Below are 23,860 nucleotides of genomic sequence, written 5' to 3'. Positions count from 1 at the left end.
ATTGCGAAATTCATGGACGGCCAAGGAGGACGGCATCCTCCAGGGTCCAACTCAAAGACACCGCATCGCCGATCGATACGGGTTTGGCGAAGTAATCGCCGTCGCTCGCGATGACCGTGAAGTCGTCACTGCCCGCGCCGATTGCGGTGATCTTCACCGAAGCGCCGCGATATTCGATGTTGGAAACCACGCCGTGGAAGCCGAGCGTCTTTTCCGCCGGCGCTTCGAGGCGGACGCGATCGGTGCGGATGCCGATATCGATTGGCTCGCCCGCCTTCCTGCCCTCACCACGCACGGAAAATGTCTGGCCTTCCGGCACCTTGAGGGTGATCACGCCGCCTTCGGCAGAGACGACGCGACCGGATAGAACGTTGTGATCGCCCATGAAACGGGCGACGAAAGCCGTGGCCGGGCGCTCGAAGACCTGGCGCGGTGCTGCGGCCTGTTCGATCTTGCCGTCATTCATGACGACAATCATGTCGGCAAGCGCCATCGCCTCTTCCTGGCTGTGCGTCACATGGACGAAGGTGATGCCAAGCGTCTTTTGAAGCTTCTTGAGCTCCGCGCGCATTCGGATCTTCAGGAACGGGTCGAGGGCCGACAAAGGCTCGTCAAGCAGCAGCGCTTCCGGGTCGGTGATCAGCGCGCGCGCCAGCGCCACGCGCTGCTGCTGGCCGCCCGAAAGCTGCGCCGGACGCCTGGTCGCGTAAGCTTCCATCTGCATCAGCTTCAGCATCTCCAGCGCCTTGGCCCGGCGCTCGTCCTTGCCGACCCGCTTCATCTTCAGGCTGAAGGCGACATTGTCGATGAGGTCCAGATGCGGAAAGAGCGCATAAGACTGGAACATCATCGCCGTGCCGCGCTTGGCGGGAGGAAAGTCGGTGACAACCGTATTGCCGAGGCGGATATCGCCCGACGAGATGCTTTCATGGCCGGCGATCATGCGCAGCGTCGAGGTCTTGCCGCAGCCCGATGGGCCGAGGAAGCAGCAATAGGATCCGGCAGGAATCTTCAAGCTGATGGCGTGGACCGCAGTTGTCGCGCCATAAACCTTCGAAACGGATGCTATATCGATTTCCGCCGCTTTCGACATCATGTCTTCCCCTGTTCGAGAAGATCAATGCATCCGCCGTGCCAGTTTCGTCGCCGGCGCCAAACCCCCATGAATCACTGGGCTTTTTTGGAAGATCCAAGGCCCGCCCCAATTGCGTCCTTTACCGACCTGCACAGGAAATAGGCTTTTGTCTGCAATTTATGCAGATAATCGTATACAATTTGATCGGCATTTTGCTCGCAAATTCCGTTTAACTTTTCTTCCGAAGCTGTCTATCATTGAGGCGATAATCAGGTATCCGTTTTCATGAAGTCCACCTCTGACGCAGTTCTTTCGGCAGATGATTCAGCCGAGACAAGCACGCAGCAAATTCGCGATGCGATCCGCGATGCGATCGTCGAGCGGCGCCTTTCTCCCGGTACGAAACTTTCCGAAGGCGATGTCGGAAATCTCTTCAACGTCAGCCGCACGCTTGCCCGCGCCGCGCTCCAGGCCCTGTCCTATGAGGGCCTCGTCAGCGTGGAGAAGAACCGTGGCGCCTTCGTCGCCTATCCGTCCCCGGACGAGGCCCGTCAGATTTTCGCTGCCCGCCGGCTCGTGGAGCCCGGAATCCTGCGCGAAGCGGCCGCGCGCATTACGCCTTCGCACATCCAGCATCTGAGGCAGCTTCTATTGGAGGAGGGCCGTCTGATGAGCGAGCGCGGCCAAACAGCGCGACGCGCGGAAATCAAGGCCTCCGGCGATTTTCACTTAATGCTCGCACAGATTTCCGGCAATGCCATCATGCAGCGCTTCATGGAAGAGCTCGTTGCCCGCTCTTCGCTTGTCATCGCGCTCTACGGTCAGTCGACCGTATCAAGCTGCGGCCACACAGAGCATGGCGATATCGTTGCGGCTATTGAACACGGCGATCTCGATACCGCCTGCCGCCTGATGGTGCACCATATTTCCCATATCGAAGCCGATCTGGATCTGCGCGAACGCAAAAGCTTCGGATTGAAAGAGGCGTTTGCAATCTAGGACCCGGACAGCTTGGCGGACGAAGGCGAATACCGGCTGTCGGAGCATTGCCAACTCGGTTTCATTGCGGTGGTCCATCGGCGAAATGAGCCATGGCAAATTCCGCCGCATTCTGGTTGGATCTCCTGGCTTCGTCGAGCCAGAACGGAAACAACGAGGCCCCATGGAAAAGGCCCGGCACGACGTCGAGCCGCACATCGACATTGGCAGCCTTCAGCTTTTCGAAAAGACGCTGAACATCCCCCCGCAAAGTCTCCTTGTCCCCGACCTGCAGCAGGATCGGAGGAAAACCTGAATAATCGCTGTTTATCGGCGACACGGTTTGAAGCGAGGAACTCCCCTTCCCCGCATATTCCTTCCCCACCTGCTGCAGCCATTCGCGGCTGACGGAAACCTCGTCTTCGCCATGCGCCGCAACCCCCTCACCCTCGAAATCGGCAATCGGGCTGATAGCGATCACGGCAGCGGGTTTCTCGCCATTCGTGGCGATCTGGCGAAGGGACATTTGAAGCGCCAAGGTTCCGCCGACGGAATCTCCGATCACCACGATGTTTGCCGCCTCGTAGCCGGATTCAAGCAGCCATCGAAACGCGGTGACGGCATCGTCGACCTGCCTCGGAAAGCGGTATTGAGGCAAAAGCCGATATTCGATCAACAGCACATCGGCAGACGAGGCCTTCGCGAACGACGCGGCGATGTTGCGATGACTGCGCATGGAGCCGCCATAAAAACCTCCACCGTGGAGATAGAGGATCGCCCGCTTGCCAAGCGGGTGGTGGAGGCGAGCGGGCCAGATCAACTCGCCGTCAACGCCGTCGGCATCGACCTGGCGTATCTGCACCCGGGTTGGCTCAGGCGTGGCCCTCATCGCCTCCTCGAAGCGCAGCCTTCGATCGCGAAAATCACTCCTGTCGTCCAGAAGCCGAGCGATGATTTCCTTGGCGCGCGATCGCGGATCCGACTTTGTTGCGCTGGCGTCGTCGGCACGGGCAATGCCGATCGGCGATGATACCAGAAGCAGGCATGCCATCGCCCTGCCAGCCAAACCCGTTTTTGATCGCAATGGCATGAAACTCCTCTTGTCCTCGCCTGACTATCAGTGCGGCTCGCCAAGACTGTAGCGGCAATTGCTATCGTGTAAAGAAAGGGAAGCAGTTGCCGGGCGTATTTGTCCTGGCCCGCCGCAAGCCGTCCTCAGACCGCTGTCGCCATATCGGCGATCACCCTGAGGGGCGATCGGCACCGTCACCCCGGACAGTGCCCGCTTTATGTCCGGCTAAACACCCGCGGCGCCGTCGGCGATGATGCAGAGTGGGCTCTCCCGTGCGAAGGCGTCGCGTGCCCGCACGGCATAGCGCACGCCCGATTGCGGCGATACATGCAAGTAGGCCGTCGAGATCAGAGGAACGGGATTGACCTCCTCGAAGATCTTTCCATCGGTGCTGGTTAAAACGTCGTAGAAAATGCCCGGACGGGCATCGCCTGCGGCCCAGAACAGCATCCGTTGCTGCCGCTCTCCAAGACCCCGGTAGCGCGTCGCCGTCAACCCGGTCGGCGCGGACGGCGCCGCGCCCGTGTCGGGGACCACCAGTATCTGCGTGAGGGAGGGCAGTGGCACGTCAAGGTCGAGGCTGATCCGGCCTTCCCGCGCGTCGACGATGCTGATCGGGTGCAAAAGCGCAGGCTCCTGGGCTCGCCGCAATTCGGCGAACTGATCGGCGGTTGGCTCGCGCGGCGCGCCGACCGGCTCCCACGGACCGCGTGGGTTGCTTTCGTCCCGCTGCGCCTCCCACACTTCCATGGGATTGGTAAACTCATTGTCGATGCGCAGCAGGCAAACGCCGTGACGGCCCGGCTCTAGTCCGTCGATTTGAAGCCGCACCGACGTGCGTCCGGACTGTGTGATTGCGTCGACGGAGTGGATCAGCGCGATTGAGGCGCCGCCGTCGGCAAGTTTTGTAGGCAGGATGGCCAGTCCGTCTATATCCGGATCGAGTTTCGGATTCGCCGTCGCCTCGCACAGTGTGTCGCCCAGCGTTGCCAGCAGTTCGAGCGATGTCAGGCCGGGCTTTTTGATCTGCTCGAAAGGCGGGGCAGCGTCGACGTCGGTTGCCAGCGTCCTAAGATCGGTCTTGTGCTCCCATTGCGCCCGCCGGAAATTGCGGGGCCCGAAATAGGAAAAGATCGTTCTCTGCCCCCAGCCGCCGATGAAGGCGTGATCGTTGCTCAGAAAGGTGAAGTCGGCCGCCTTGGGCGCGATGATGCAGCGCTCGTGCTGCTCGATGATCTTGCCGATGATGGCGGCATAATAGGCCTTTCCGTGCCACGAGTGATGGTCGGACCATCCAAGCTGCGGATCGCATTCATCATTGACGATCGGCAATTCAGCAAGCCGCGGATGATGCTGCCGCAAATAGTCGACGACGAGTAGCGTGCGATCGATGATGCCCTTGGTGTTGGGCGTCAGATCCTCGATGCTGCCATTGACGCCCTTTTCATGGATGGAAATGAAGTCGATCCGCGGCGGGCCGTCATTGGTCAGGCAGCTTACGCCTTTATCACAGTGCGCAACGATGGCGCGAAAGATCGGCGAGAGAGTGCGCGCCGTGCCGGGACCGCCCATCGGCAAGGCGCGATCGACGGCGTCGAGTCCGGCGACGCAGGCATCATAGTAGTTTGTGTAGCCCCGCTCACCGTAGGTCCACCAGCCGGAGTCCGCCTCATTGGTCGTCTCGAAAAACCAGCTGCGCAGCTCCTCTATGCCATAGCGCCCGGCATAACGTTCCGCCACCGCCGTGACCAGGTCGCGCCACGCCTTGACCTGGTCGATGTTCTCATAGTCGGTGAAGATGCCGGATGGATTGCCCATCAACTCGAAGAACGGTTTGAGCCGATGCTCGACCATCACGTCGACTGCGCGGTCAAGCAGCGACCAGTCGTATCTGGGATTTTCAATGCCTCCGCTCGCAGTCAGCAGATTGAGCAGATAGTGAACGCGCAAATAGCGGACGCCTTCATGCGGTACGCCGCCAAGATAGGCGACCATCTGGCGCATTTCCGGCTCCAGCAGCAGTTCTGCCGGAGAAAAGCCCGTGCCGCGCCAGAAGCGTTTGAAAGGACGCACCGGCTTGCTCACGTCAACGTTTATCTTTGTGCGCTGGCGCATTCGCGCAATCTCCTTGGTTGGTCGAAGAGGCTATTTGAACTTGGCGCGCATGGCGTCGATCCCTGGAATGACCCCGGTCAGGTGCTCATGCTCCGGGTCAAAGCGCTGGATAAGGCCGCGGCGATGCTTGCCGACGAGGATGGTGAAGATGTAGCTGCGGTGTCCGGGCGACGTGACCGTCGGATGATAACCGCGGTCGAGCAGGAACGTATCGCCGCTGCGGGTCATGAATGTCTCGACCGGCCCGTTCTCCTCATAGACAATCTGTCCACCGAAACCGGTCTCCGGCAGGAAACGGTAATGGTAGAGCTCTTCGTGACGACTTTCGACATCGCCGCACTCGGTGTCGTGCTTGTGGGGCGGGTAGCCTGACCAGCAACCATCGCCGGCGTAGAGTTCGCTCACCAGGAGATGACCACAGCGCCCGTTCTGGCGTTGGCCGAGCAGATGGGCTATGCGGCGCTGACTATGCGTCTCCGAGGAGCCGACATTGACCGCGTCGACCTCTTGAGGCGTGACGCGGAAAGCTGCATAGCGCCTCTCGCAGATCCCACCGGCGACGGCGATCTCGACACTCTCGCTTATTGCCGTGACAACGACTTCTGCGTCGACGGGCGCATAAACGGAATCCGCGTCACCTGACCAGATGTCGGCGCGTTGGCCGACCGCTTCGAAGCGAATGCCGTCGACCTCGATGTCGACCCTACCCGAGAGCACGACATAAAGGCTTTCATGCGCCGGCAGCCGTCTTCGCTCCTGACGGCCGACAGAAAGCTTGAGAAGGTCGAAGTAAATCAGCTCCAGGGTAGCCGACGATTGGTCGACGAGCGGGCGGGCGCGGATCTCGCTACGGGAAATGAGTTCTGGCATTCAATGCAACTCCGCAAGTGGGTGCTCGTCGAAGGGGGTGAGCTTCAAGGTTTCGGCGTGATGGCAAGCGACGGCATGGCCATCCATCTCGATCGGCCGCAGTGGCGGTACGTGGCTCTTGCAGAAGTCTGTGACGTAGCGGCAGCGGGGGTGGAAAGGACAGCCTGAAGGAGGGTTCGCCGGATCCGCCACCTCGCCGGCAAGCCGGATGCGGCGGCCACGGCGGCGCAGCCTTGGATCGGGGATCGGAACGGCCGAAAGAAGAGCCTCGGTATAAGGGTGGCGAGGGCTGGCGAAAATGGCGTCGGTCGGCGCCTTCTCCACGACTTTCCCCATATACATGACCGCGACGTTGTCCGAGATGTGACGAACGACCGAAAGGTCATGCGCCACGAAGAGGTAGGTCAGCCCGAAACGCTCCTGCAGGTCCTGCAACAGGTTGATGGTCTGCGCCTGCACGCTCACATCCAGAGCCGAGACGGCCTCGTCGGCGATCACCAGACGCGGTTCGGGCGCCAGCGCGCGGGCGATGCTGATGCGCTGCCTTTCTCCGCCGGAAAAGGCATGCGGATAGCGGCGCATGAATTCGGGGCGAAGTCCGACGCTGCGCAGCAGCTCGGCGACCCGATCCACCAGTTCCGAGCCCGTTGCGATGCCATTCACCTTCAGCACCTCGCCGATGATGTCGATGACGCGCATGCGCGGGTTAAGCGACGATTGCGGATCCTGGAAGACGACGCGGATATCGCGGTGGATCTCTTTCAGCCCCGGTCCGGACAATGTGGCAAGATCGATGGGCGCACCGCTGCGCCCGGTATAGGCGATCTCGCCTGCCGTCGGGCGGTAAACACGCAGGATGGTGCGTGCGAGCGTCGACTTTCCGCAGCCGGATTCGCCGACGATGCCCAGCGTCTCGCCGCTATCGACGCTGAGAGATACGCCGTCGACGGCCTTGATGTGGCCGACGACACGCCGGAACGCACCTCGATGGAGCGGGAAGTGCATTTTGAGATCGTGCAATTCGAGCAGGGGTTTCTGTCGCCGGGGTGCTTCAGCCGTCATCTCTTCTCTCCGTGCAGAAGGCAGCTTGCAACGTGGCCTTCGGAAATCGTGACCGGCTCGGGATGCTTTCGATCGCAAAGCCCTGCCACCGCCATTCCGCAGCGCGGGTGGAAGCCGCATCCCTCAGGGCGGTCAAAAGGCGAAGGCACCATGCCCTCGATGGTCGGGAGCCGCTTTGTTCCACCGGCATGCATACGCGGGACCGATTGCAGGAGCGCCCTAGTGTAGGGATGTGCCGGCGCGTGGAAGATGGTGTCGACGTCGCCGGCCTCGACGACCTTGCCCAGATACATGACGACCACCTCGTCGGCGATCTCGGAGACCACGCCGAGGTCGTGGGTGACAAACAGCACCGAAAGATTGAAGTCGGCCTGCAGCGTCGATAGCAGGTCGAGGATGTTGGCCTGCGTCGTCACGTCAAGTGCCGTGGTCGGCTCGTCGGCGATCAAGAGCTTCGGGCGACAGGAAAGCGCAAGCGCAATACAGACGCGCTGGCGCATGCCGCCGGAAAATTGGAAGGCGTAGCTCTCCATACGCTCCGTCGGGCGGGGAATGCCGACAAGCGCCAGCGTCTCGATCGCATGCTCTTTCGCTTCGCGTCGGCCCATGTTCAGATGCAGGCGAATGACTTCGATCATCTGATTGCCAATCGTGTGGACCGGCGAGAGTGCGGCCATCGGCTCCTGGCTGATCAGGGCGATCTGAGCGCCGCGGATCGCCCGCATTTCCTTGCCGCGTGGATCGAGAGCGACAATGTCCACCGGCGGCATTCCGGCGTCTGGCCTGTAGCGGATTGCGCCGGACACAACGCGCCCGCCGCGCGGAACCTGGTTTAGAATCGAGCGCCCGGTAATGCTCTTGCCGGAGCCGGATTCGCCCACGACGCACACCGTCCTGCCGCGCGGGATCGAGAAAGACACGCCGTCGACCGCCCGCACCAATCCCGCATTGCCGAAGAAATGGGTGTGGAGGTTGTCGACCTCGATCAGCAGGTCCGGTGCCCCGCTCCGGTCTGGCTCTTTAGCGGGCATGGGTTTAGTACTCATAGGGATCTGCAGCATCGCGTATTCCATCCCCAAGGAAGTTGAGCGCAAGGACCGTGATGATCACCGCCAGCCCGGGCAGGAACAGCCATGGCGCGTTGGAGACAGCGAGGATGTTCTGCGCCTCCTGCAGCAGTACACCCCAGCTCACCACCGGCGGTCTGAGCCCGATGCCCAGGAAAGACAGCGCCGTCTCGGCCAGGATCATGGTGGGGATCGCCAGCGTCACCGAGGCGATGATATGGCTCATGAATGACGGCACCATGTGTCGCCAGATGATGCGCATCTTGGAACAGCCGTCGAGCTCTGCGGCGATAACGAAATCCTCAGACTTGAGCGACAGGAAGCGCCCACGCACCACGCGCGCCATGTCAGTCCAGCCGATCAGCGACAGGATGACAGTGATCCAGAGGTAGACAACGAGCGGGTCGGTGCTGATCGGAACGGCCGCCGCCAGTCCCATCCACAGCGGGATGGTCGGTATCGACTTCAAAAGCTCGATGCCGCGCTGGATGACATCATCCACCCAACCGCCGTAAAGACCCGATATGCCCCCTAAAAGAATACCGAGGATCAGACTGATCGTCACGCCGATAAGGCCCACCGACATCGAGATACGCGTTCCATGGATGGTTCTGCTGAGCACGTCACGGCCAAGCCGGTCAGCACCAAACAGGTAAAAAGGCTGGCCCAGTTCGAGCGGACCGATCAAGTGGCGGTTCGTCTCGAACAGGCCCCAGAACCGGTAGGGCTCCCCCTTGACGAAGAAACCCACAGGGATGAGCGTGTTCGGATCGGGTTCATAGCTGCGGCTGAGCGCGATCGGGTCGACCTTGGCTAAGTAGCCGTTCACATAGAGCATGTGGAACGTGCCGTTGGTGTCATAACCCGCAAACCTGATCCGCTGCGGCGGGGCATAGGTGAAGCGTGGATCGTAGGCCTGCTCCGACATCGGCGCCAGGAACTCGGCAAAGGCGGCTATCAGATAGACCAGCACTATGACGGCGCCGGAAGCCAAAGCCACCCGGTGTTGGCAAAAGCGCCACCAGATCAACCGCCATTGCCCCGCCGAGGCGTTTGCGGTCTTGGCGGGCCGAATCTGGGGGATGGCCGTTGCCACAGTTTGATCGGCCATTGCGGGTGCCTCCTCTTTAACCGTTGCGGATCCGCGGATCGAGCCATGCAAGAAGCAGGTCGGAGATCAGCGTACCGATGAGGGTAAGGATGCTCATGAGCAGAATGATGCTGCCGGCCAGATACATATCTTGGGCAAAAAGCGCGCTGAGCAGCAGCGGCCCGGTTGTCGGCAGGCTGAGCACGATAGACACGACGACCGCACCGGAGACGAGATGCGGTAACACCCAGCCGAGCGTTGAGACGAACGGATTGAGCGCCACGCGCACCGGATATTTCAAGAGGAGCCTGGTCTCGCTGAGTCCGCGGGCGCGTGCCATGTCGACATAGGGCTTGTTGAGCTCGTCCAGCAGGTTTGCTCGCATGATGCGGATGAGGGCTGCCGTCGCGCCGGTGCCGAGCACGATGACGGGGATCCACATATGCTTCATGAGATCCCAAAGCTTGCCCCAGCTCCAGGCGGCGTTCATGTATTCGGGTGAGAACAGTCCACCGATGCTCAGCCCGAAATAGTGAGCGCTGAAATACATCAGCACCAGCGCCAGCAGGAAGCTTGGAATGGCAAGGCCGAGGAAGCCGAAGAAGGTGGCGATGTAGTCGCCCACGGAATATTGCCGCACGGCCGAATAGATGCCGATCGGGAATGCCACCGCCCAAACGAAGATCAGCGTGATGAGCGAAACCACCATCGTCAGGTTCAGGCGCGACCAGATAAGCTCGCTGACCGGTTTGTTCCAGTCGAAGGACTGCCCGAAATCGCCGCGCAGCAAAATGCCGCTGATCCACTTCCAGTATTGGACGATCAAGGGCTGATCGAGCCCATAGCGCTCGCGCAGGCCTGCGATCACCCCGGGATCGATGGTTTCGTTCTGCGACGCCAGCCGGGCGGTCAAAGCCGTCAGGAAATCGCCCGGCGGAAGCTGGATGATGATGAACGTGACGATCGAAATCACGAACATCATCGGGATCATGTAGAGCAGGCGTCTGATCATGAATCCGGCCATTTCTTCGCTCCTTGCGGGTGTTTGTGGGCAGATCGCCTGCCACAAGACACAAGGGCGGCGACATTTCCTGTCGCCGTCCGGTTCGGAAGGTCAGTTTTCGTAGTAGAAGGTCTCGGGCTTCACCGGCCCGGGGATCATGTAGAAAGAGGTGCTCGGGATGACGTCGGGCACGTTGCGCATATTCTTCTTGACGATGCCCACGCGGTCGGGTTCGAGGTTGGTACCGATGATGTAGAATTGGTCGCGTGTAATGGCGAGCAGTTCCTTCATGGCCGCGAGCTGCTGCTCAAGTGTCGCGCTCTGCTGCACCTTCCGGTACAGATCCATCTGCTTCTTGGCTTCCTCGCTCGGCTCCTCGGCGTTCGGATCGTTGGGGTTCTGGTAGTAAAGACCCCAGGCGGTAGCGAAGCTCGATTCATATTCATGCGGGAAGTACCATTTGGGATCGAGCAGTCCCAGAAAATCGTAGCCTCCGCCGCCGACCCAGCCGATGCCATCGTTCTCGTTGGTCTGAAGACGGGCGAAGATGAGCGAGCGCTCGGTCGGTCGCGGCTGCATATCGATGCCGACCGTCCTCCAGTAGCGCTGGATCAATTCGAGTGCGTCACTTTGGATCGGACTACCCGTCAGCACGTCTATGGCGAAGGTTACGCGCCTGCCGTCCGGCCCGAGTCTGTACCCTTCGGCGTCGCGAGTGCTCAGTCCCGCCTTGTCGAGATACCGGTTGGCAAGATTGACGTCGTACTCGAGGTACTGGGTCGCCATCTGTTCGTCATAGAGCGCGCTGCCCTCACGCGGAGCGGCCTGGTATGGCTTCGATTGACCGGCGTAGATGAGCTGGTTGAGCTCCTCGCGGTTGATGGCGTGGCTGAGACCGATGCGAAAGTTTTTATCGGAGAAGATCTTGCGCAGCACCTTGTTCTTGTGGGTCTGGTTCAGCGTGATAAGCAAGGCGTTGGACCAAGCCGGCCGCGCGATGAAAAGCCTGTATCCGCCCTTTTCCTGGTTCTGAACGATGACCGGGCGGGCGTCCGTGGTCTCGATGAAACGGTTCTGCATGTCGATCTCGCCATTGATCGCCTTCAGAATGATCGCCTGGGTGTCTTCCATCACGTCGATGGTGACCTTGTCGAGATAGGGCAGCTGGTTGCCAGCGGTGTCGACCTTCGCATAGTAAGGGTTGCGCTCGGCCACGACCTGCGATGTGCCAACATAGGGGGCGGTCAGCATCCAGGCGTCGAGCACCGGGCGGCCGACGTCACGCCAGCGACCCGGGAACGAGATCTTGTTGTTGAAGAGCTGCACCCAGTCTGCCGCACCGGCCTGCTTGACCAGCGCGGCGATGCCTTCTGGATTGAAATCCTTGTGGAATTTCTTGAGGTAGTGCGCCGGCGAGGCGGCAAGGATATCGGCGCCGCGGATGGTGGCCATGTTCATCAGGAACAGGCCGTTGGGCGCCTTGAATTTGAACACGACCTTGTAGTCGCTAAGCTTCTCGACTTTGACGGGCTCGCCGCCTGCCGTCAGCCATGCCGGGGGCGAGGGCGTGATTTCCTTGTTGCGCAGGACATGCTCGTCCCAGAAGATCAGGTCGTCGGCGCTGAAGGGCTCGCCGTCCGACCAGCGGGTGCCTTCGCGCAGAGTGAACGTGTATTCCGTGGCGTCGGAATTGACCTCGAAGCTCTCGGCGATATCGGGAATGACCTCAGTCCATTCGGGGTTCCAGCGCACAAGCCGGGTATAGCCGATCGAGCGCTCGATCTCGCTGTCGCCGCCGCCGAAAGTGGCGGTGCGCCAGGTGCCGCCGTAACTGCCAACCGACTGGAGCGGCGTGAGTACGAGGGGCTTTGCCGGGAGGCGCTTGTCAACAGGGGGCAATTTTCCCGCATCCACGAGCGCTTTGAGCTGCGGAGACTCCTGAAATGCAGCTGCAGCCCCGGCCCAGCCGGCGCCAACAACAAGTGCGAGAACGGCAGCACGAGCGGCTTGCCGTTGCAGATCTTGGACGAGCTTCATCATTTCCTCCCAATGTGAACCCGCAGACGTTTGTCGTTATCCTCTAGTTCTTCTCCGTCGTTGGTTTACGTTATCGTTACCGTAACCTTCTGTCAAACGGATTCTCTTGGCGCCTACAACTGCCACATTTTGCTTGGCTTTTATCTCATATATGTGCGATATCGTTATCATCAGTTTGCTGCGAGACGAGCATTTGACCCGGCCAAAGGATTTCGAATCGAAGATCACCATCGCCGACGTGGCCCGCGCGGCGGGCGTGTCGCCGATGACCGTTTCACGGGTGCTGAATGGCCATGGCGGCGCCAGTGCCGAAACCAGCGAGCGTGTTGTCTCGGCTGCCAGCGCGCTGAACTACCGGCCCAATCCTTTCGCACGCGGGCTGCGGTCCGATCGATCGAGAACCATTGGATTTCTGGTTCCAGACATTACCAACCCGTTCTTTCCCGAGATTATCCGCGGTGCGGAAGACGCGGCCAATGCCGCCGGCTACAATCTGCTGCTGTCGAACGTCGTGGAAAGCAGCAAGCGCGAGGCTGAGTTGATCGATGCGTTCCTGATGCATCGTGTCGATGGAATCATCGTGTGCAGCGCGCGCCTGCCAGACGCGGCGCTGCACAAGGCGCTCAGCCCACATCGCGCAGCGGTGCTTATCAACCGTGAGGCGCCGAAGGATGTCGCCGGCACCATAATGACCGACTATGAGCATGGCGCTTCCCAGGCGATCAACCACCTCGTGGCGCGTGGCCGGCGCAAGATTGCAATCATCGCCGGTCCTCGCAATTCCTATGGCGGTAAATGTCGCCTGATCGGCATCGGCAAGACATTGGCCGAACACGGTCTCCAGGCGCCCGAGCCAATCTACTGCGACCCAACGGTTGCCGGCGGGCGCATCGCGGCAGAAGAGCTGTTGGGCGCGAAGTCGGGCTTCGACGCCCTGGTCTGCTATAACGATCTCAACGCGATCGGCGCCATGAAAGCCTGCCGGGCGGCGGGCATCACCGTACCGCAGCAAATGGCTCTGGTCGGCTTCGACGACATACCGATTGCCGAGCTGATGTCTCCGGCCTTGACCACCCTGCGCGTGCACAAGCGCGAGATGGGCGAAGCGGCCGTAAGGCTTCTACTCAGCCGCATCGTCACGAAAAATAAGCAGCACGGGGTCGTGATCGAGCCGGAGCTCATGGTCCGCGAGACGACCTGACAGACAGACAGGAGGAGTTTTCGATGAATGTGCAGAACCTGCAGGCTTTAACCTTGCCGGATGCAAAGAAGGCGTGGTTTGTGCATGACCGCTTCGGTCTTTTCGTGCACTGGGGGCTCTACGCGCTGCCGGCGAGGCACGAATGGGTGAAAAGCCGCGAAGAGCTGAGCGACGCCGACTATCAGAACTATTTCGATCATTTCGATCCGGATCTTTACGATCCCCGCGACTGGGCCAGGCGTGCCCGCGCCGCAGGCATGAAATACGTCGTGCTGACCTCCAAGCACCATGAAGGTTTCTGTCTGTGGGATACCAAAACGACCGACTACAAGGTGACCAACACGCCCTACGGACGAGATCTTCTGCTTCCGTTCGTGGAAGCATTTCGAGCCGAAGGACTGAAGATCGGCTTCTACTATTCGCTGATCGACTGGCACCATCCAGATTTTACGATCGACCCGCGTCATCCTCAGCGCAACCGTCCCGATGCCGTGAAAATCAATGAAGCGCGCGACATTCGACGCTATGCTGCCGTCATGCGCGAGCAGGTCCGCGAACTGCTTACCGACTTCGGGCGGGTCGATGTCATGTGGTTCGATTTCTCCTACCCGCAGTGGAAGCAGGGCGACCTCGTCGGCAAAGGGCAAAAGGACTGGGAGAGCGAATCGTTGGTGCGCCTGGTGCGCGAACTCGCGCCGGATACGATCATCAACAACCGGCTCGATCTTGCCGACCTCGTGCCCGATATCGTTACGCCGGAGCAATATGTGCCTCGTGCCTGGCCTGAACGAGACGGCAAACGGATGACCTGGGAGGCGTGCCACACCTTCAGCGGCTCATGGGGTTATCACCGAGACGAGGATAGTTGGAAAAGCCCCGAGCAGCTGATCCAGCTCCTGATCGGCAGTGTGGCGATGGGCGGCAACTTGTTGATGAACGTCGGTCCGACGGCGCGCGGCACGCTTGATCATCGCGCTAAGGCTGCGCTCAGCGCCTACGAAGAATGGATCGCGCTGCATGGGCGCAGCATCTACGGCTGCACGCAGTCTGAATTCTCCGCGCCGCTCGACTGCAGGCTGACGCAAAATGGCAGCCGGCTCTACATCCACCTTTTCAACTGGCCGTTCCGGCACCTGCATTTCGACGCGCTGGCGGGCAAGATCGAGTATGCCCAGTTTCTGCACGATGGCAGCGAGGTAGCCTGGCTCAAGCCATCCGGAAATACACTTTGGAAGAACAGCCAGTTCCCCGTCGGCGAAGATACCGTCAGCTTCGTGTTGCCTGTACGCAGGCCGTCGGTCACGGTGCCGGTCATTGAAGTTTTCCTGAAGGCGTGAGGCTGTCGGGGTCGCGCCAAATGATCAAGTGGGGTCCATCGCGTCCCCACAAGGCGTTATAAGCTCACCAGGGGGGAATTTCCTGAACGTGCCCCCGTCTCCAATCGCTTCAGTTCCACGTGTGCAGGCACGTCTTCCAGGAACCGTCGCTTTGTTTTCGCAAGATCGTGACGATCGTGCCCTCGTAGCGTATCGCCTTCCCGTCTTCTCCCAAACCAGACGCCCACCACTTGCCGCTGGAATAGGCGATGTCACCCGCATTCTGGGCATCAAGCAATTCTATGCCGTGGCCTTTGATCCCGGCCGAGATCATTCCGGCCCAGAAATCGGCGATTGCCGTGCGGCCCTTTACGATTGCATGTGTGTGCGGCAGCACGGTTCCGTCTTCGGTGTACAGAGCCGCAATCGAAGCTGAATCTCCGCTGTTGAAAGCTGCATTCCAGCGGTCGTTGGCGTCCTTGACTATTTCGCGGATATTCGACTCCGGCATGGTCACCTCCTGGCTGTGGGCTAAGCTGCTCCTGCGGTGCGTCCGCTTAGCAATTGCGCGTTCCTAAGGTCTGGCAGTGCCATACCCTCTGTGAAACTTTCACAAATTTGGGCAAGCTGTTCACGCGCGGACGCTTCGTCGTCAATCCGCGCAAGGCTCATTGCCGCCCTCAGTTCCCAAAAGCGTGCGCCCTGTGCTCGGGCAGTGGCCAGCGCCTCGCCGAAGCGCTCCGCAGCCATCGTTTTCCGTTCGGGATCGATTTGCAGCATGGCCTCTCCCTGAAGACGGAAAACCTCGGCCGCGAACCAACGCTCATTGGTACGTTCGATGACCTGCTGTGCTTCCACAAGCAGGGCGAGGGCCGCACCCGGATGTCCGGCTTTCATGGCGATCTGGGCTTGAACCGCCGAGAAGTACGGCGACATGTACTTCGCCCCGGTGCGACGCCACTCTTCAATACCCCTTAACAAATCGGATCTGCCACGATCTGTTTCGCCCTCCTCGGCAATTGCCCAGGCATGCAGGATCATTGCTCCTGCCTGCCAAAAGCGAAATCCCGCCTCTTCTGATATTTCCAGGAGTTCACGGGCCCGACTTTTCACAGCCTCCCGATTGCCGAGTATCTGATGGACGACGCCCCCGAAAAACAAAGGCAGAGCGAGACTGTTGCGGTGTTCTAAGCTTCTCGCTTCCCGCACCGCTTCATCATTGGCCGCGATCGCCTGATCAGGCAAACCAAGCGGCAATAGAGTGCGGGCCAGATAGTCGAGACAGACGACGCGGGGGTCAAAGGCATAGACGAATGCTTCCGACCGATGCTCCTGCGGGTCATAAAGTGACAGTGCTTCCTTCAAATGGGCGCGAGCACGCAAAAATTCGCCTGCGGGAAGTGCGCTGACACCCGCCGCCCGATGGGCGAAGAAGGACAGGCCGCGGTCATTGTTCTGACCGGCCAGCTCCAGCAGCTTGTCGGCGGCGCGGCGTGCTTCACCAAGCTCGGCCGCGTAGAGATGGTAGAGGCAGAGGCCGTAGAGAACCGGGAACAGCTGGCGCACCTCATCCAGCTCTTCGCACAGCTCGTGTGCCCGCAGGTACGCCGCTCCTGTTTCCGGCGCGGCAAAACCATGTGATGCCACTTGCGCGCTGCCGAGCGCTACCTGAATCGCTAGTTCTCGCCGCGATCGCTGCTTGGAGGGCGGGAGAGCCGCCAATCCGTTCAGGGCATTCCGGAACCGAACAAGCGCTTCCGATATCGAGGAGCGCGAAAGCGCACGCCGACCGGCCAATTCGTTATACTCGACGGCCTTGTCTAAAAGAGAGGCCTGGTTGAAATGATGCGCAAGCAACTCTGGCTCAGCTTCCACCTTTTCGGGAAAGCGTTCCTCCATGATGTGCGCAATTCGCGCGTGTAGCTGTTGGCGTCGGCTCAATAAAAGGCTCCCGTAAGCGGCATCTTGAACCAATGCGTGTTTGAAGGCGTAGGTGACATCGCCGCCTACGCCACGGCGGAATACCAGGCCTGCAGCCACAAGCTGGTCAGTCGCCCTCTCCAGCTCGGATTCTGCCAGCCCAGCGGCAGCAGCCAGCAATTCGTGACTGAATTCCCGGCCGATCACTGCACCGATCTGGGCAACCTCCCTGACCGAGGCCAGCCGATCGAGCCTTGCCATCAAAGAGTCGTGCAGCGTTGCAGGTACCGCCAGCGAAGGCAGAGGGCCTGACAGTTCGTAGTCCTCGCCTGTGTCGCTAAGCATGCCCGATTCCAAGACGACCTTGGTCAATTCCTCGATGAAGAGCGGCACGCCCTCGGTTTTTGAAAGAATTTGGTCGAGAACCGAGGGTGGAAGACGCTTTCCTGCTGTCATGACCATGATAATCGAGGCCGCCTGCGCTCGACTCAATCGGTTCAGCGTCAATAAAGTTGCGTGCGGAAGGCCATTCCACCGAACCAAGCCTTCCGGCCGGGATGTGGCGACCAGCATGATCGGAAGCTTTTGAATCCGATCCACAATCACATCGAAGAGCTCGGCCGATACGGGATCAAGATAATGCGCATCTTCAAGCAGCATGAGGATCGGCTTTGCTGCAGCAAGTGCCACCAGCTGGTCGACCAAGACCTCGAATGTGCGCGTTTTCAACTTTTGAGGCATCAGATCGGGTTTAGGATAACGGTCTCCCGTGGGGATCGACAACAGGGTGGCAATCAGCGCCACTTCCTCCTGCGGATTGTTGGTCGCTGCAAGCACTCCTTCGAGAAACGCCAGCTGCCGTTCGGGCGGATCCGTCCGTGAAATGCTGGCAGCGCGCAGCAACTGGTCAATGACTGGGAAAAGCGCGCTCTGCGTATGATAAGGTGAGCAGAAATAACGCAAATATGTGACGTTCTCCTCCTTCAACCGTTCGCGAAGTTCCTGAAGGATGCGTGACTTTCCGATCCCTGCTTCGCCAAAGAGCTCGACGACCTGGCCTTCCCCCGAAGCCGCGAGATTCCATCGCTCGGTCAACAAGGCCAGGTCAAGATCTCGACCCGCCAGCGGAGCAGTGGCTCCAGCGTGGAGAGCGTCGAAACGGCTTTCCGCCCGGCCCTCCCCGATCACTTGGTAGGAATTCGTGGGGGTATCGAAACCGTGCAGTTTCTGCGGACGGATACGCTTCACCTCGAAGAGCTTACCTGTCAGTCGGAATGTAAGTTCAGAAATCAGCACTGTGTTCGGTTCAGCCAGAGCTTGCAGTCTGGCCGCGAGGTTTGGTGTCTCGCCGACAACTGCATTCTCTTGAGCGGCGCCGGAACCGACTAAGTCGCCGACGACCACCAGACCGGTTGCTATCCCAACACGAACGGAGAGTTGCTGGCCGCCCTTGGTCGACAAGCCCTTGACGGTTTCTACAACTGCAAGACCTGCCTTGACGGCTCGCTCGGCTTCGTCCTCATGAGTCTGGGGCCAGCCGAAATAACAAAGCACGCCATCGCCCATCAGCTTCGCCACGTAGCCGTCAAAGCGGACGACGTCGCCCGCCACGGCATTCTGGAACTCACGCAACAGCGCGCCCATTTCCTCAGGATCGAGATGGGTGGAAAAGCCAGTAGAACCCACCAGGTCGACGAACATCACTGTCAGCTGGCGTCTTTCCGCCTCTCGGGGCCGCGCGGACAATGGCTGGGGGCGAGGAGGAACGGCGGTCAAATCCGCCTGACGAGGCAGCCGCAGAGCCCCTTGGCCGTCGTCAAGTCCAGCAATTGCCTCGAGTATTTTCTTTCTGTGCGCGAGGGGGGCCACCCCGATCTCTTTAAGGTCGTCGGAGGTCAGCTTCGGCAGCATCTCCGCGTCAATCGCATTGATCTCGAAGGCCGAGGCGTATTGCCCGCATCCCAAGCTTTCCAGCCAGGAAGAAATAATCATCGGGGTCCCCTCCCCAGGACGACCCTCAAGAAAACACTATACCGCATCCACCGGGAAAAAGCACTCGGCCAACGCATTGTATACCGACCCCGGACGCGAGCTCGAAAAGGGGCCGGCATCGCCCGGCAGCTTCGGCTATCCAGGCGTTAAGGACGCCTCCGGCACCGCACCGGATGCAGCCAGCCCCCGAGGATTTGGGCGCAAGAGCTCCAGCGGCTCAAGGCGCAAGAATTTCCGTCGCATCACCGCGGTAGCTCGCGGTCAAATCGGCGTACGACCTTCCGTGCGACAAGCCTCCGGTTGCACAAAGAAAAGCCCGGCGCGGGAGGAGGTGCGCCGGGCTTCGATAATGACTGGCAGCTTGGGAGGAGGAGTGCTGCCCGTCGGACCGAAGCGGCTCGGGAGGAGGGTGAATCGCTTCGGATCATCAAAAGATAATGCTGCAACGCAGCAAATTCAAGCCCGTATATCGATGTTTCCTGCCTTAAAGGTCAAAAAGCAAAAAGGCCGGGCGGACCCTCTGACCATCGCTCTGGATCGGACTCGAGCTCGGATGCCGAACCGACCGCCGTCACCCTCTGCGGACAGGCGTTTCGGAAAGCCGACGATCCGTGAAGCGAAGTTCGGCACCCGATTCAAGAGCCGCTTGGCGATGGTGACCCGTCCTCGACGTGCCTCCTGCGACGGCGGCTTCTAATTGGCGGCACGGCATGTGGTGTGCCGCCACCGGCTCTGCAAAGCTTGCCTTGGTTCGCCTGCCTGAAGCTCAAAATACTGCTTTTCTTTCCTATTTCCCGCTCTAGTTGCCAAAAGCCTGAGCGAATGCAGTCATTGTCGGACATCTGAAAGGAGGGAGCATGCGCAAGACACCATTGGAGACGCTTCCGGATCAGCCGGAATTGAAGCGCGTCATGGGACCCGGTCTGCTCTTGCTTTTCATCGTCGGCGATATTCTCGGGACGGGTATTTATGCGTTGACAGGACAAGTCGCCAAAGAGGTCGGCGGCGTGGTCTGGCTGCCGTTCCTGGTTGCTTTCGTCGTCGCACTGCTGACCGCCTTCAGCTATCTTGAACTGGTGACGAAATATCCGCGCGCCGCCGGTGCGGCACTCTATACGCACAAGGCGTTCGGCATCCACTTCCTCACCTTCCTCGTGGCCTTTGCCGTCATGTCCTCGGGGATTACGTCCGCGTCGACGGCCTCCCGCGCTTTTGCGGCCAACTTCACGACAGCCTTCGGCTTCGATTTCGGCGGTTATGGCGTGACCCTCATCGCAGTTGTCTTCATCTCGCTCGTCGCAGCGATCAACTTCCGCGGCGTCGGCGAGAGCGTCAAGCTCAACGTACTGCTGACCACCGTCGAACTCAGCGGTCTTCTGATCATTATCGGCATCGGCTTTTGGGCAATCGCCGGCGGAGAAGGCGACGTTTCCCGAGTATGGACTTTCCAGCCGAGCGGCGATCGCGGCGTCTTTTGGTCCGTTATCGCGGCGACGACGCTTGCCTTCTTCGCCATGGTCGGCTTCGAGGATTCGGTCAACATGGCCGAGGAATGCAAGGCACCGAGCCGGATATTTCCGAAAGTGCTCCTTGGCGGCCTGGTGATTACACCATCTACATCCTTGTTGCGATTTCGGCCATTACGCTGGTCGCTGCCGCCGCTCTCGGCGAAGGCGAAACGCCGCTCTTGAAGGTCGTGCAGGCAGGTGCGCCGAGTTTCCCCGTCGGCATCTTCGGGATCATCACAATGTTTGCGGTTGCGAACTCCGCTTTGATCAACATGATGATGGCGAGCCGCTTGATCTATGGGATGAGCCGCGAGAACGTTCTGCCTGACATGCTTGGAAAGGTCCATGCGTCCAGAAAGACGCCGTATGTGGCAATCATCTTCACCTCGCTTCTTGCCGTCGCGCTGATCGTGTGCGCAGGCGGCGTTCCGGCGCTCGGCGGCACCACGGCCCTCCTGCTGCTGTGCGTCTTCGCAGTGGTCAATATCGCCGCGCTCGTACTTCGACGCGACAGCGTCGGACATTCGCATTTCAAAGCAACGACGATTGTGCCGGTGCTGGGTTCGATCACCTGTGTGTTCCTCGCCGGACCTTGGACCGGCCGCGATCCGGTTCAGTACCTGATCGCCGCCGTCCTTCTCGGCCTTGGCGTCGTACTGTGGTTCGTCACAGTCGGCATCATGCGCATCGACAGTAGGGGATTTCCATCAGGTTGAAGTCGTCCTTGAGGGCGCGTCGTGGACAGACGCACAAGAAACATCAGCTGAGCATCCTTATAAGGCGTGTAGAAGCCTCGATGCTGGTCAAGACAGTCCGCCCGGCGGATAGCCACCTACTTGTGGCTGCCGCCGGTCTTTTCTTGATCATCGGTGGCTTCGGCCTGTTTGTCGCGCCGGCCCTCTTGCCGCACTACCTGGGCGCGTCCTGTATACCTAAAAAATTCACGGCGCTCTGCGCGCTTACCACTGGGGAGTCCCCCCCAGCCCCCTAGCCTACCCGCAAAATCGCGGCGTACCCCGGGGGACTGTCTGCCCCTGGACCCCCGAGGATATTTCGAAAAAGGTTAGGATGAGGGTTCGGTGATGATGTCGAGGATCAGGGCCGCCAGCGGCGCTTCGGAGCCCGCAAAGCTCTCGATCATGGCATCGAGGACGCGATCACGATCAAGCGCCTCTTCATTGAAGGGAAGGCCAACGTGCTCGGCCAGGACCGCGAGCAACGTCAGCTGCGTGCGGCCGTTGCCTTCGCGGAAAGGATGGACCGCGTTGATCTCGGCTAGCAGATGTGCGGCTTGGGCCGCGAATTCGGCGGGCGCCAGGCCATCGAAATAATTGGCATTCGCCAGGAACTGAAACGCCTGGCCCAGCTGGGCGTGGATGTGCTCGGGGTAGCAGAACCAGTTGCCGCCCTTCCCGATCCGGATCGTGCGGATCTCACCGGCCCAATCGTAAACATCCTGGAAGAGGTGATGATGAAGCGCCAGATAATGCGCGACGTCGAGATTTCCGGCCGGCCAGGCTTCGTCGGAGCGAATGACGAACATGGCGGTCTCGAACTCGTCCAGCTCGTCCTGGTCAGTCAGATCCAGCTTGTTGCGGAGCACAGTCGTGCCCGGATAACAGAGGGGATCGGATTCGGCGGTATAGACCAATGTTTAGGCGGACTTGCGAGCGAACTGCGCACGGATAGCCTGGCGGCGTTCCTCGGCCGGCTGGTCCTTGGTCTGGGCGAGGATGTTGCGCATGCGCGGGCTGAGCACGAGACCTTCAACGGCACTGATCTTCTCGGCACGCGCCTGCGAAAGGCGGCCGGTCTTGGCGTTGCGGTTTAGTTTGGGCGTTTTCAGAGTGTTCATGAATCAGAACTTATCACGTCCTTGTGGCAGGCGGCAAAAGGATTCCGCTTGGCAAGCCTCGGCCGGCGTGATTGCGTGATTCACTGCGGGCACGGTACAGGCTGGGAAGCCGATAACCGTAAAGGGTTAGGATGCCACCATGGAAACGTGGTGGCATCCGCCATTCAGGCGGGCTTCAAACGAGCTGAATTTTTTGTCAAAGTCTGGCGGACCGAAGTACGGCGCTTTTACAAAATTAGGCGATCGCCGCGAGATCCATTTCGCCAGGGAGGCTCTTGTCCGCTTCCGCATATGCATGACCAGATCGTGGCCCGCGATCCTCAAGGTTGAGATCATAGTCAGGTAGCGATGATCGTGGCCGTCTCGACGATTTTCTCGATGGTCTGGCGAAATTTCCGCATCGGCACCGTGGCACCGCTGCGTTTGTGCAGCTCTTTCAGGGAATAAAAGGCCGTCGTGTCGCCGGCGGCCTTGCGCGCAAGCCGGTAGATGAAACGAGCGAGCGGCCGTGACAGGAGGAAATAGTCCGGATTGAGCGTCAGGATGGTCGGCTTTCTATCGGGGCGCACGAGCCCGGGATCTCGATCTCGATCTGATCGGACCCGATCCTGGTTGGTGCGGCTGACCACCTTGTAGCGGCCGATCACGGGGAAGGTTTCGGTCGCGCGCCGGTCCCGGCCCTCACGGCCACCCTTGAGGTTGGTGATGCGGATATTTGTCGCCGGCAGCCGCGCGAGCGCGCGTTCCAGATCCTCTTACTGCTTGCCGCCAAGTTCGCGCAGGCAGAACTTAAGGGTTTCCGCTGGGGCGGAGTGCTCGGCTTGAGGCCTTTGGCCTCGTCGATGCGGGAGCGCCGTGTGCCACCTCTTGGCGCGCCTTGGCAACGGACGTCGATTGATATACTAGTATGCACACGAAGTCATGTTCAGGCAGTTCATGCGGCAGGCGTCCAGTTCCGAAGCGATCGATTTTCCGGCTCTTTTGGAAAGACCGGCGAAGCTTCGCCGAGTAACCACGGCGGATGCGATCTTCAAGAGGCTTCATGCCGACATCGTTTCGCTGCGCATGCCGCCGGGAATTGCACTTCAGGAAAAGCGCATCGCGGAGGAATTCGGCGTCAGCCGCACGCCGGTGCGTGAAGCGCTGCTTCGTCTTGCCGAAGGTGGGCTCGTGGAGATTTATCCACAGTCCGGCACCGTCGTTTCGCGTATCCCCGTTTCGGCAATCCCGGAAGCGGTTGTCGTTCGCAAAGCACTGGAAGGCACGACCATCGAGAGTGCTGCCAGGATGGCCAAGCCGCACCACATTACCAGGCTCGATGCCATCATCTCCCGGCAGAAAGCGCTTGCCGCCCTCGGCGACGTGTCCAGCTTCCATGAAGAAGATGAGGCCTTTCACGAGGCGATAATACAGATCGCCGGCTATCCCGGTATCTGGACCATCTTGAAAACGGTCAAGGTGCAGATCGACCGAGCCCGGCGGCTGACGCTTCCAGCCCTGGGCCGCATGGACAATGTGGTTCCCGAACACTGTGCTATCCGCGATGCGATTGCAGCCCACGATGCGGAAGCCGCCCGCAACGCCATGCTTCACCATCTGAGCGCCGTCATCCCCGATGTCGCGGAGCTTCGAACACGTTATCCCGATTATTTCTGCTGAAGCAGCCGGCAGAACCCATAAACAACGAAACAGCAAGGAG

Annotated in this window: 20 protein-coding genes; 6 read left to right on the top strand and 14 right to left on the bottom strand. The window is 60.2% G+C overall.

The window, feature by feature from the left end; genetic code table 11:
* Positions 1–10 precede the first annotated feature (10 nt).
* On the bottom strand, positions 11–1,093 hold the full coding sequence (locus tag BLP23_RS29020) for an ABC transporter ATP-binding protein (protein ID WP_092588178.1): 1,083 nt from the start codon (positions 1,091–1,093) through the stop codon (positions 11–13).
* A gap of 267 nt (positions 1,094–1,360) precedes the next feature.
* On the opposite strand from BLP23_RS29020, the gene BLP23_RS29015 reads away from it, so the two are divergent.
* Entirely contained in the window at positions 1,361–2,074 is a 714-nt protein-coding gene (locus tag BLP23_RS29015; protein ID WP_092588177.1) for a GntR family transcriptional regulator, read from the top strand.
* A gap of 61 nt (positions 2,075–2,135) precedes the next feature.
* Here BLP23_RS29015 and BLP23_RS29010 read toward each other — a convergent pair whose 3' ends face one another.
* The 8 genes from BLP23_RS29010 to BLP23_RS28975 form a co-directional block, all read right to left on the bottom strand.
* Positions 2,136–3,143, bottom strand: coding sequence for an alpha/beta hydrolase (locus BLP23_RS29010; protein ID WP_233426853.1), 1,008 nt, complete (start codon positions 3,141–3,143; stop codon positions 2,136–2,138).
* A 207-nt stretch (positions 3,144–3,350) separates the two neighbouring features.
* On the bottom strand, positions 3,351–5,240 hold the full coding sequence (locus BLP23_RS29005; protein WP_092588175.1) for a GH39 family glycosyl hydrolase: 1,890 nt from the start codon (positions 5,238–5,240) through the stop codon (positions 3,351–3,353).
* Positions 5,241–5,270: 30 nt separating this feature from the next.
* On the bottom strand, positions 5,271–6,110 hold the full coding sequence (locus BLP23_RS29000) for a 5-deoxy-glucuronate isomerase (RefSeq protein ID WP_092588174.1): 840 nt from the start codon (positions 6,108–6,110) through the stop codon (positions 5,271–5,273).
* A complete protein-coding gene (locus BLP23_RS28995; protein WP_092588173.1) occupies positions 6,111–7,172 on the bottom strand; it encodes an ABC transporter ATP-binding protein in 1,062 nt (353 codons plus the stop codon).
* Positions 7,169–8,233, bottom strand: coding sequence for an ABC transporter ATP-binding protein (locus tag BLP23_RS28990; protein WP_092588211.1), 1,065 nt, complete (start codon positions 8,231–8,233; stop codon positions 7,169–7,171). The genes BLP23_RS28995 and BLP23_RS28990 overlap by 4 nt, the downstream gene beginning before the upstream one ends.
* Positions 8,208–9,350, bottom strand: a complete 1,143-nt coding sequence (locus BLP23_RS28985; protein ID WP_092588172.1) for an ABC transporter permease — start codon at positions 9,348–9,350, stop codon at positions 8,208–8,210. The genes BLP23_RS28990 and BLP23_RS28985 overlap by 26 nt, the downstream gene beginning before the upstream one ends.
* Before the next feature lie 16 nt (positions 9,351–9,366).
* Entirely contained in the window at positions 9,367–10,353 is a 987-nt protein-coding gene (locus tag BLP23_RS28980; RefSeq protein WP_092588171.1) for an ABC transporter permease, read from the bottom strand.
* Between the two features lie 90 nt (positions 10,354–10,443).
* Positions 10,444–12,369, bottom strand: a complete 1,926-nt coding sequence (locus tag BLP23_RS28975) for an ABC transporter substrate-binding protein (protein WP_092588170.1) — start codon at positions 12,367–12,369, stop codon at positions 10,444–10,446.
* Positions 12,370–12,562: 193 nt separating this feature from the next.
* Between BLP23_RS28975 and BLP23_RS28970 the strand changes: the two genes are divergently transcribed.
* Positions 12,563–13,570 carry a LacI family DNA-binding transcriptional regulator gene (locus BLP23_RS28970; protein ID WP_267890111.1) on the top strand — a complete coding sequence of 336 codons (1,008 nt, stop codon included), beginning with the start codon at positions 12,563–12,565 and terminating at the stop codon, positions 13,568–13,570.
* A complete protein-coding gene (locus tag BLP23_RS28965; RefSeq protein WP_267890113.1) occupies positions 13,567–14,907 on the top strand; it encodes an alpha-L-fucosidase in 1,341 nt (446 codons plus the stop codon). Before BLP23_RS28970 ends, BLP23_RS28965 begins: the two co-directional genes overlap by 4 nt.
* Before the next feature lie 109 nt (positions 14,908–15,016).
* On the opposite strand, the gene BLP23_RS28960 is transcribed toward BLP23_RS28965, so the two are convergent.
* Together BLP23_RS28960 and BLP23_RS28955 are read right to left on the bottom strand one after the other, a co-directional pair.
* Positions 15,017–15,397, bottom strand: coding sequence for a YybH family protein (locus BLP23_RS28960; RefSeq protein WP_092588167.1), 381 nt, complete (start codon positions 15,395–15,397; stop codon positions 15,017–15,019).
* 20 nt (positions 15,398–15,417) lie between these two features.
* Positions 15,418–18,798: an adenylate/guanylate cyclase domain-containing protein gene (locus tag BLP23_RS28955; protein ID WP_092588166.1), complete on the bottom strand. Its 3,381-nt coding sequence runs from the start codon at positions 18,796–18,798 to the stop codon at positions 15,418–15,420.
* Between the two features lie 857 nt (positions 18,799–19,655).
* Here BLP23_RS28955 and BLP23_RS34995 point away from each other — a divergent pair.
* Positions 19,656–20,489 (top strand): APC family permease, encoded by an 834-nt coding sequence (locus tag BLP23_RS34995; RefSeq protein WP_267890110.1) that lies wholly within the window; start codon positions 19,656–19,658, stop codon positions 20,487–20,489.
* The gene (locus BLP23_RS34990; protein ID WP_267890112.1) at positions 20,372–21,022 is read left to right on the top strand and encodes an APC family permease; all 651 of its coding nucleotides are present in this window, start codon (positions 20,372–20,374) and stop codon (positions 21,020–21,022) included. The genes BLP23_RS34995 and BLP23_RS34990 overlap by 118 nt, the downstream gene beginning before the upstream one ends.
* Before the next feature lie 347 nt (positions 21,023–21,369).
* On the opposite strand, the gene BLP23_RS28940 is transcribed toward BLP23_RS34990, so the two are convergent.
* The 3 genes from BLP23_RS28940 to BLP23_RS34775 all read right to left on the bottom strand — a co-directional run bounded on the left by BLP23_RS28940 (position 21,370) and on the right by BLP23_RS34775 (position 22,868).
* Positions 21,370–21,909 carry a Fic/DOC family protein gene (locus tag BLP23_RS28940; protein ID WP_233426851.1) on the bottom strand — a complete coding sequence of 180 codons (540 nt, stop codon included), beginning with the start codon at positions 21,907–21,909 and terminating at the stop codon, positions 21,370–21,372.
* Between the two features lie 51 nt (positions 21,910–21,960).
* Positions 21,961–22,161, bottom strand: coding sequence for a hypothetical protein (locus BLP23_RS28935; RefSeq protein ID WP_092588163.1), 201 nt, complete (start codon positions 22,159–22,161; stop codon positions 21,961–21,963).
* A gap of 338 nt (positions 22,162–22,499) precedes the next feature.
* Positions 22,500–22,868, bottom strand: coding sequence for a replication initiator protein A (locus tag BLP23_RS34775; protein WP_233426854.1), 369 nt, complete (start codon positions 22,866–22,868; stop codon positions 22,500–22,502).
* A 229-nt stretch (positions 22,869–23,097) separates the two neighbouring features.
* Between BLP23_RS34775 and BLP23_RS28925 the strand changes: the two genes are divergently transcribed.
* The gene (locus BLP23_RS28925; protein WP_092588210.1) at positions 23,098–23,820 is read left to right on the top strand and encodes a GntR family transcriptional regulator; all 723 of its coding nucleotides are present in this window, start codon (positions 23,098–23,100) and stop codon (positions 23,818–23,820) included.
* The last annotated feature ends 40 nt before the right edge of the window (positions 23,821–23,860 follow it).

Origin of the sequence: Rhizobium mongolense subsp. loessense (genome assembly GCF_900099775.1) — a bacterium.
Lineage (GTDB): Bacteria > Pseudomonadota > Alphaproteobacteria > Rhizobiales > Rhizobiaceae > Rhizobium > Rhizobium loessense.
Note: the sequence above shows the minus strand (reverse complement) of the source record. Positions and strands in the feature narration are given on the sequence as shown.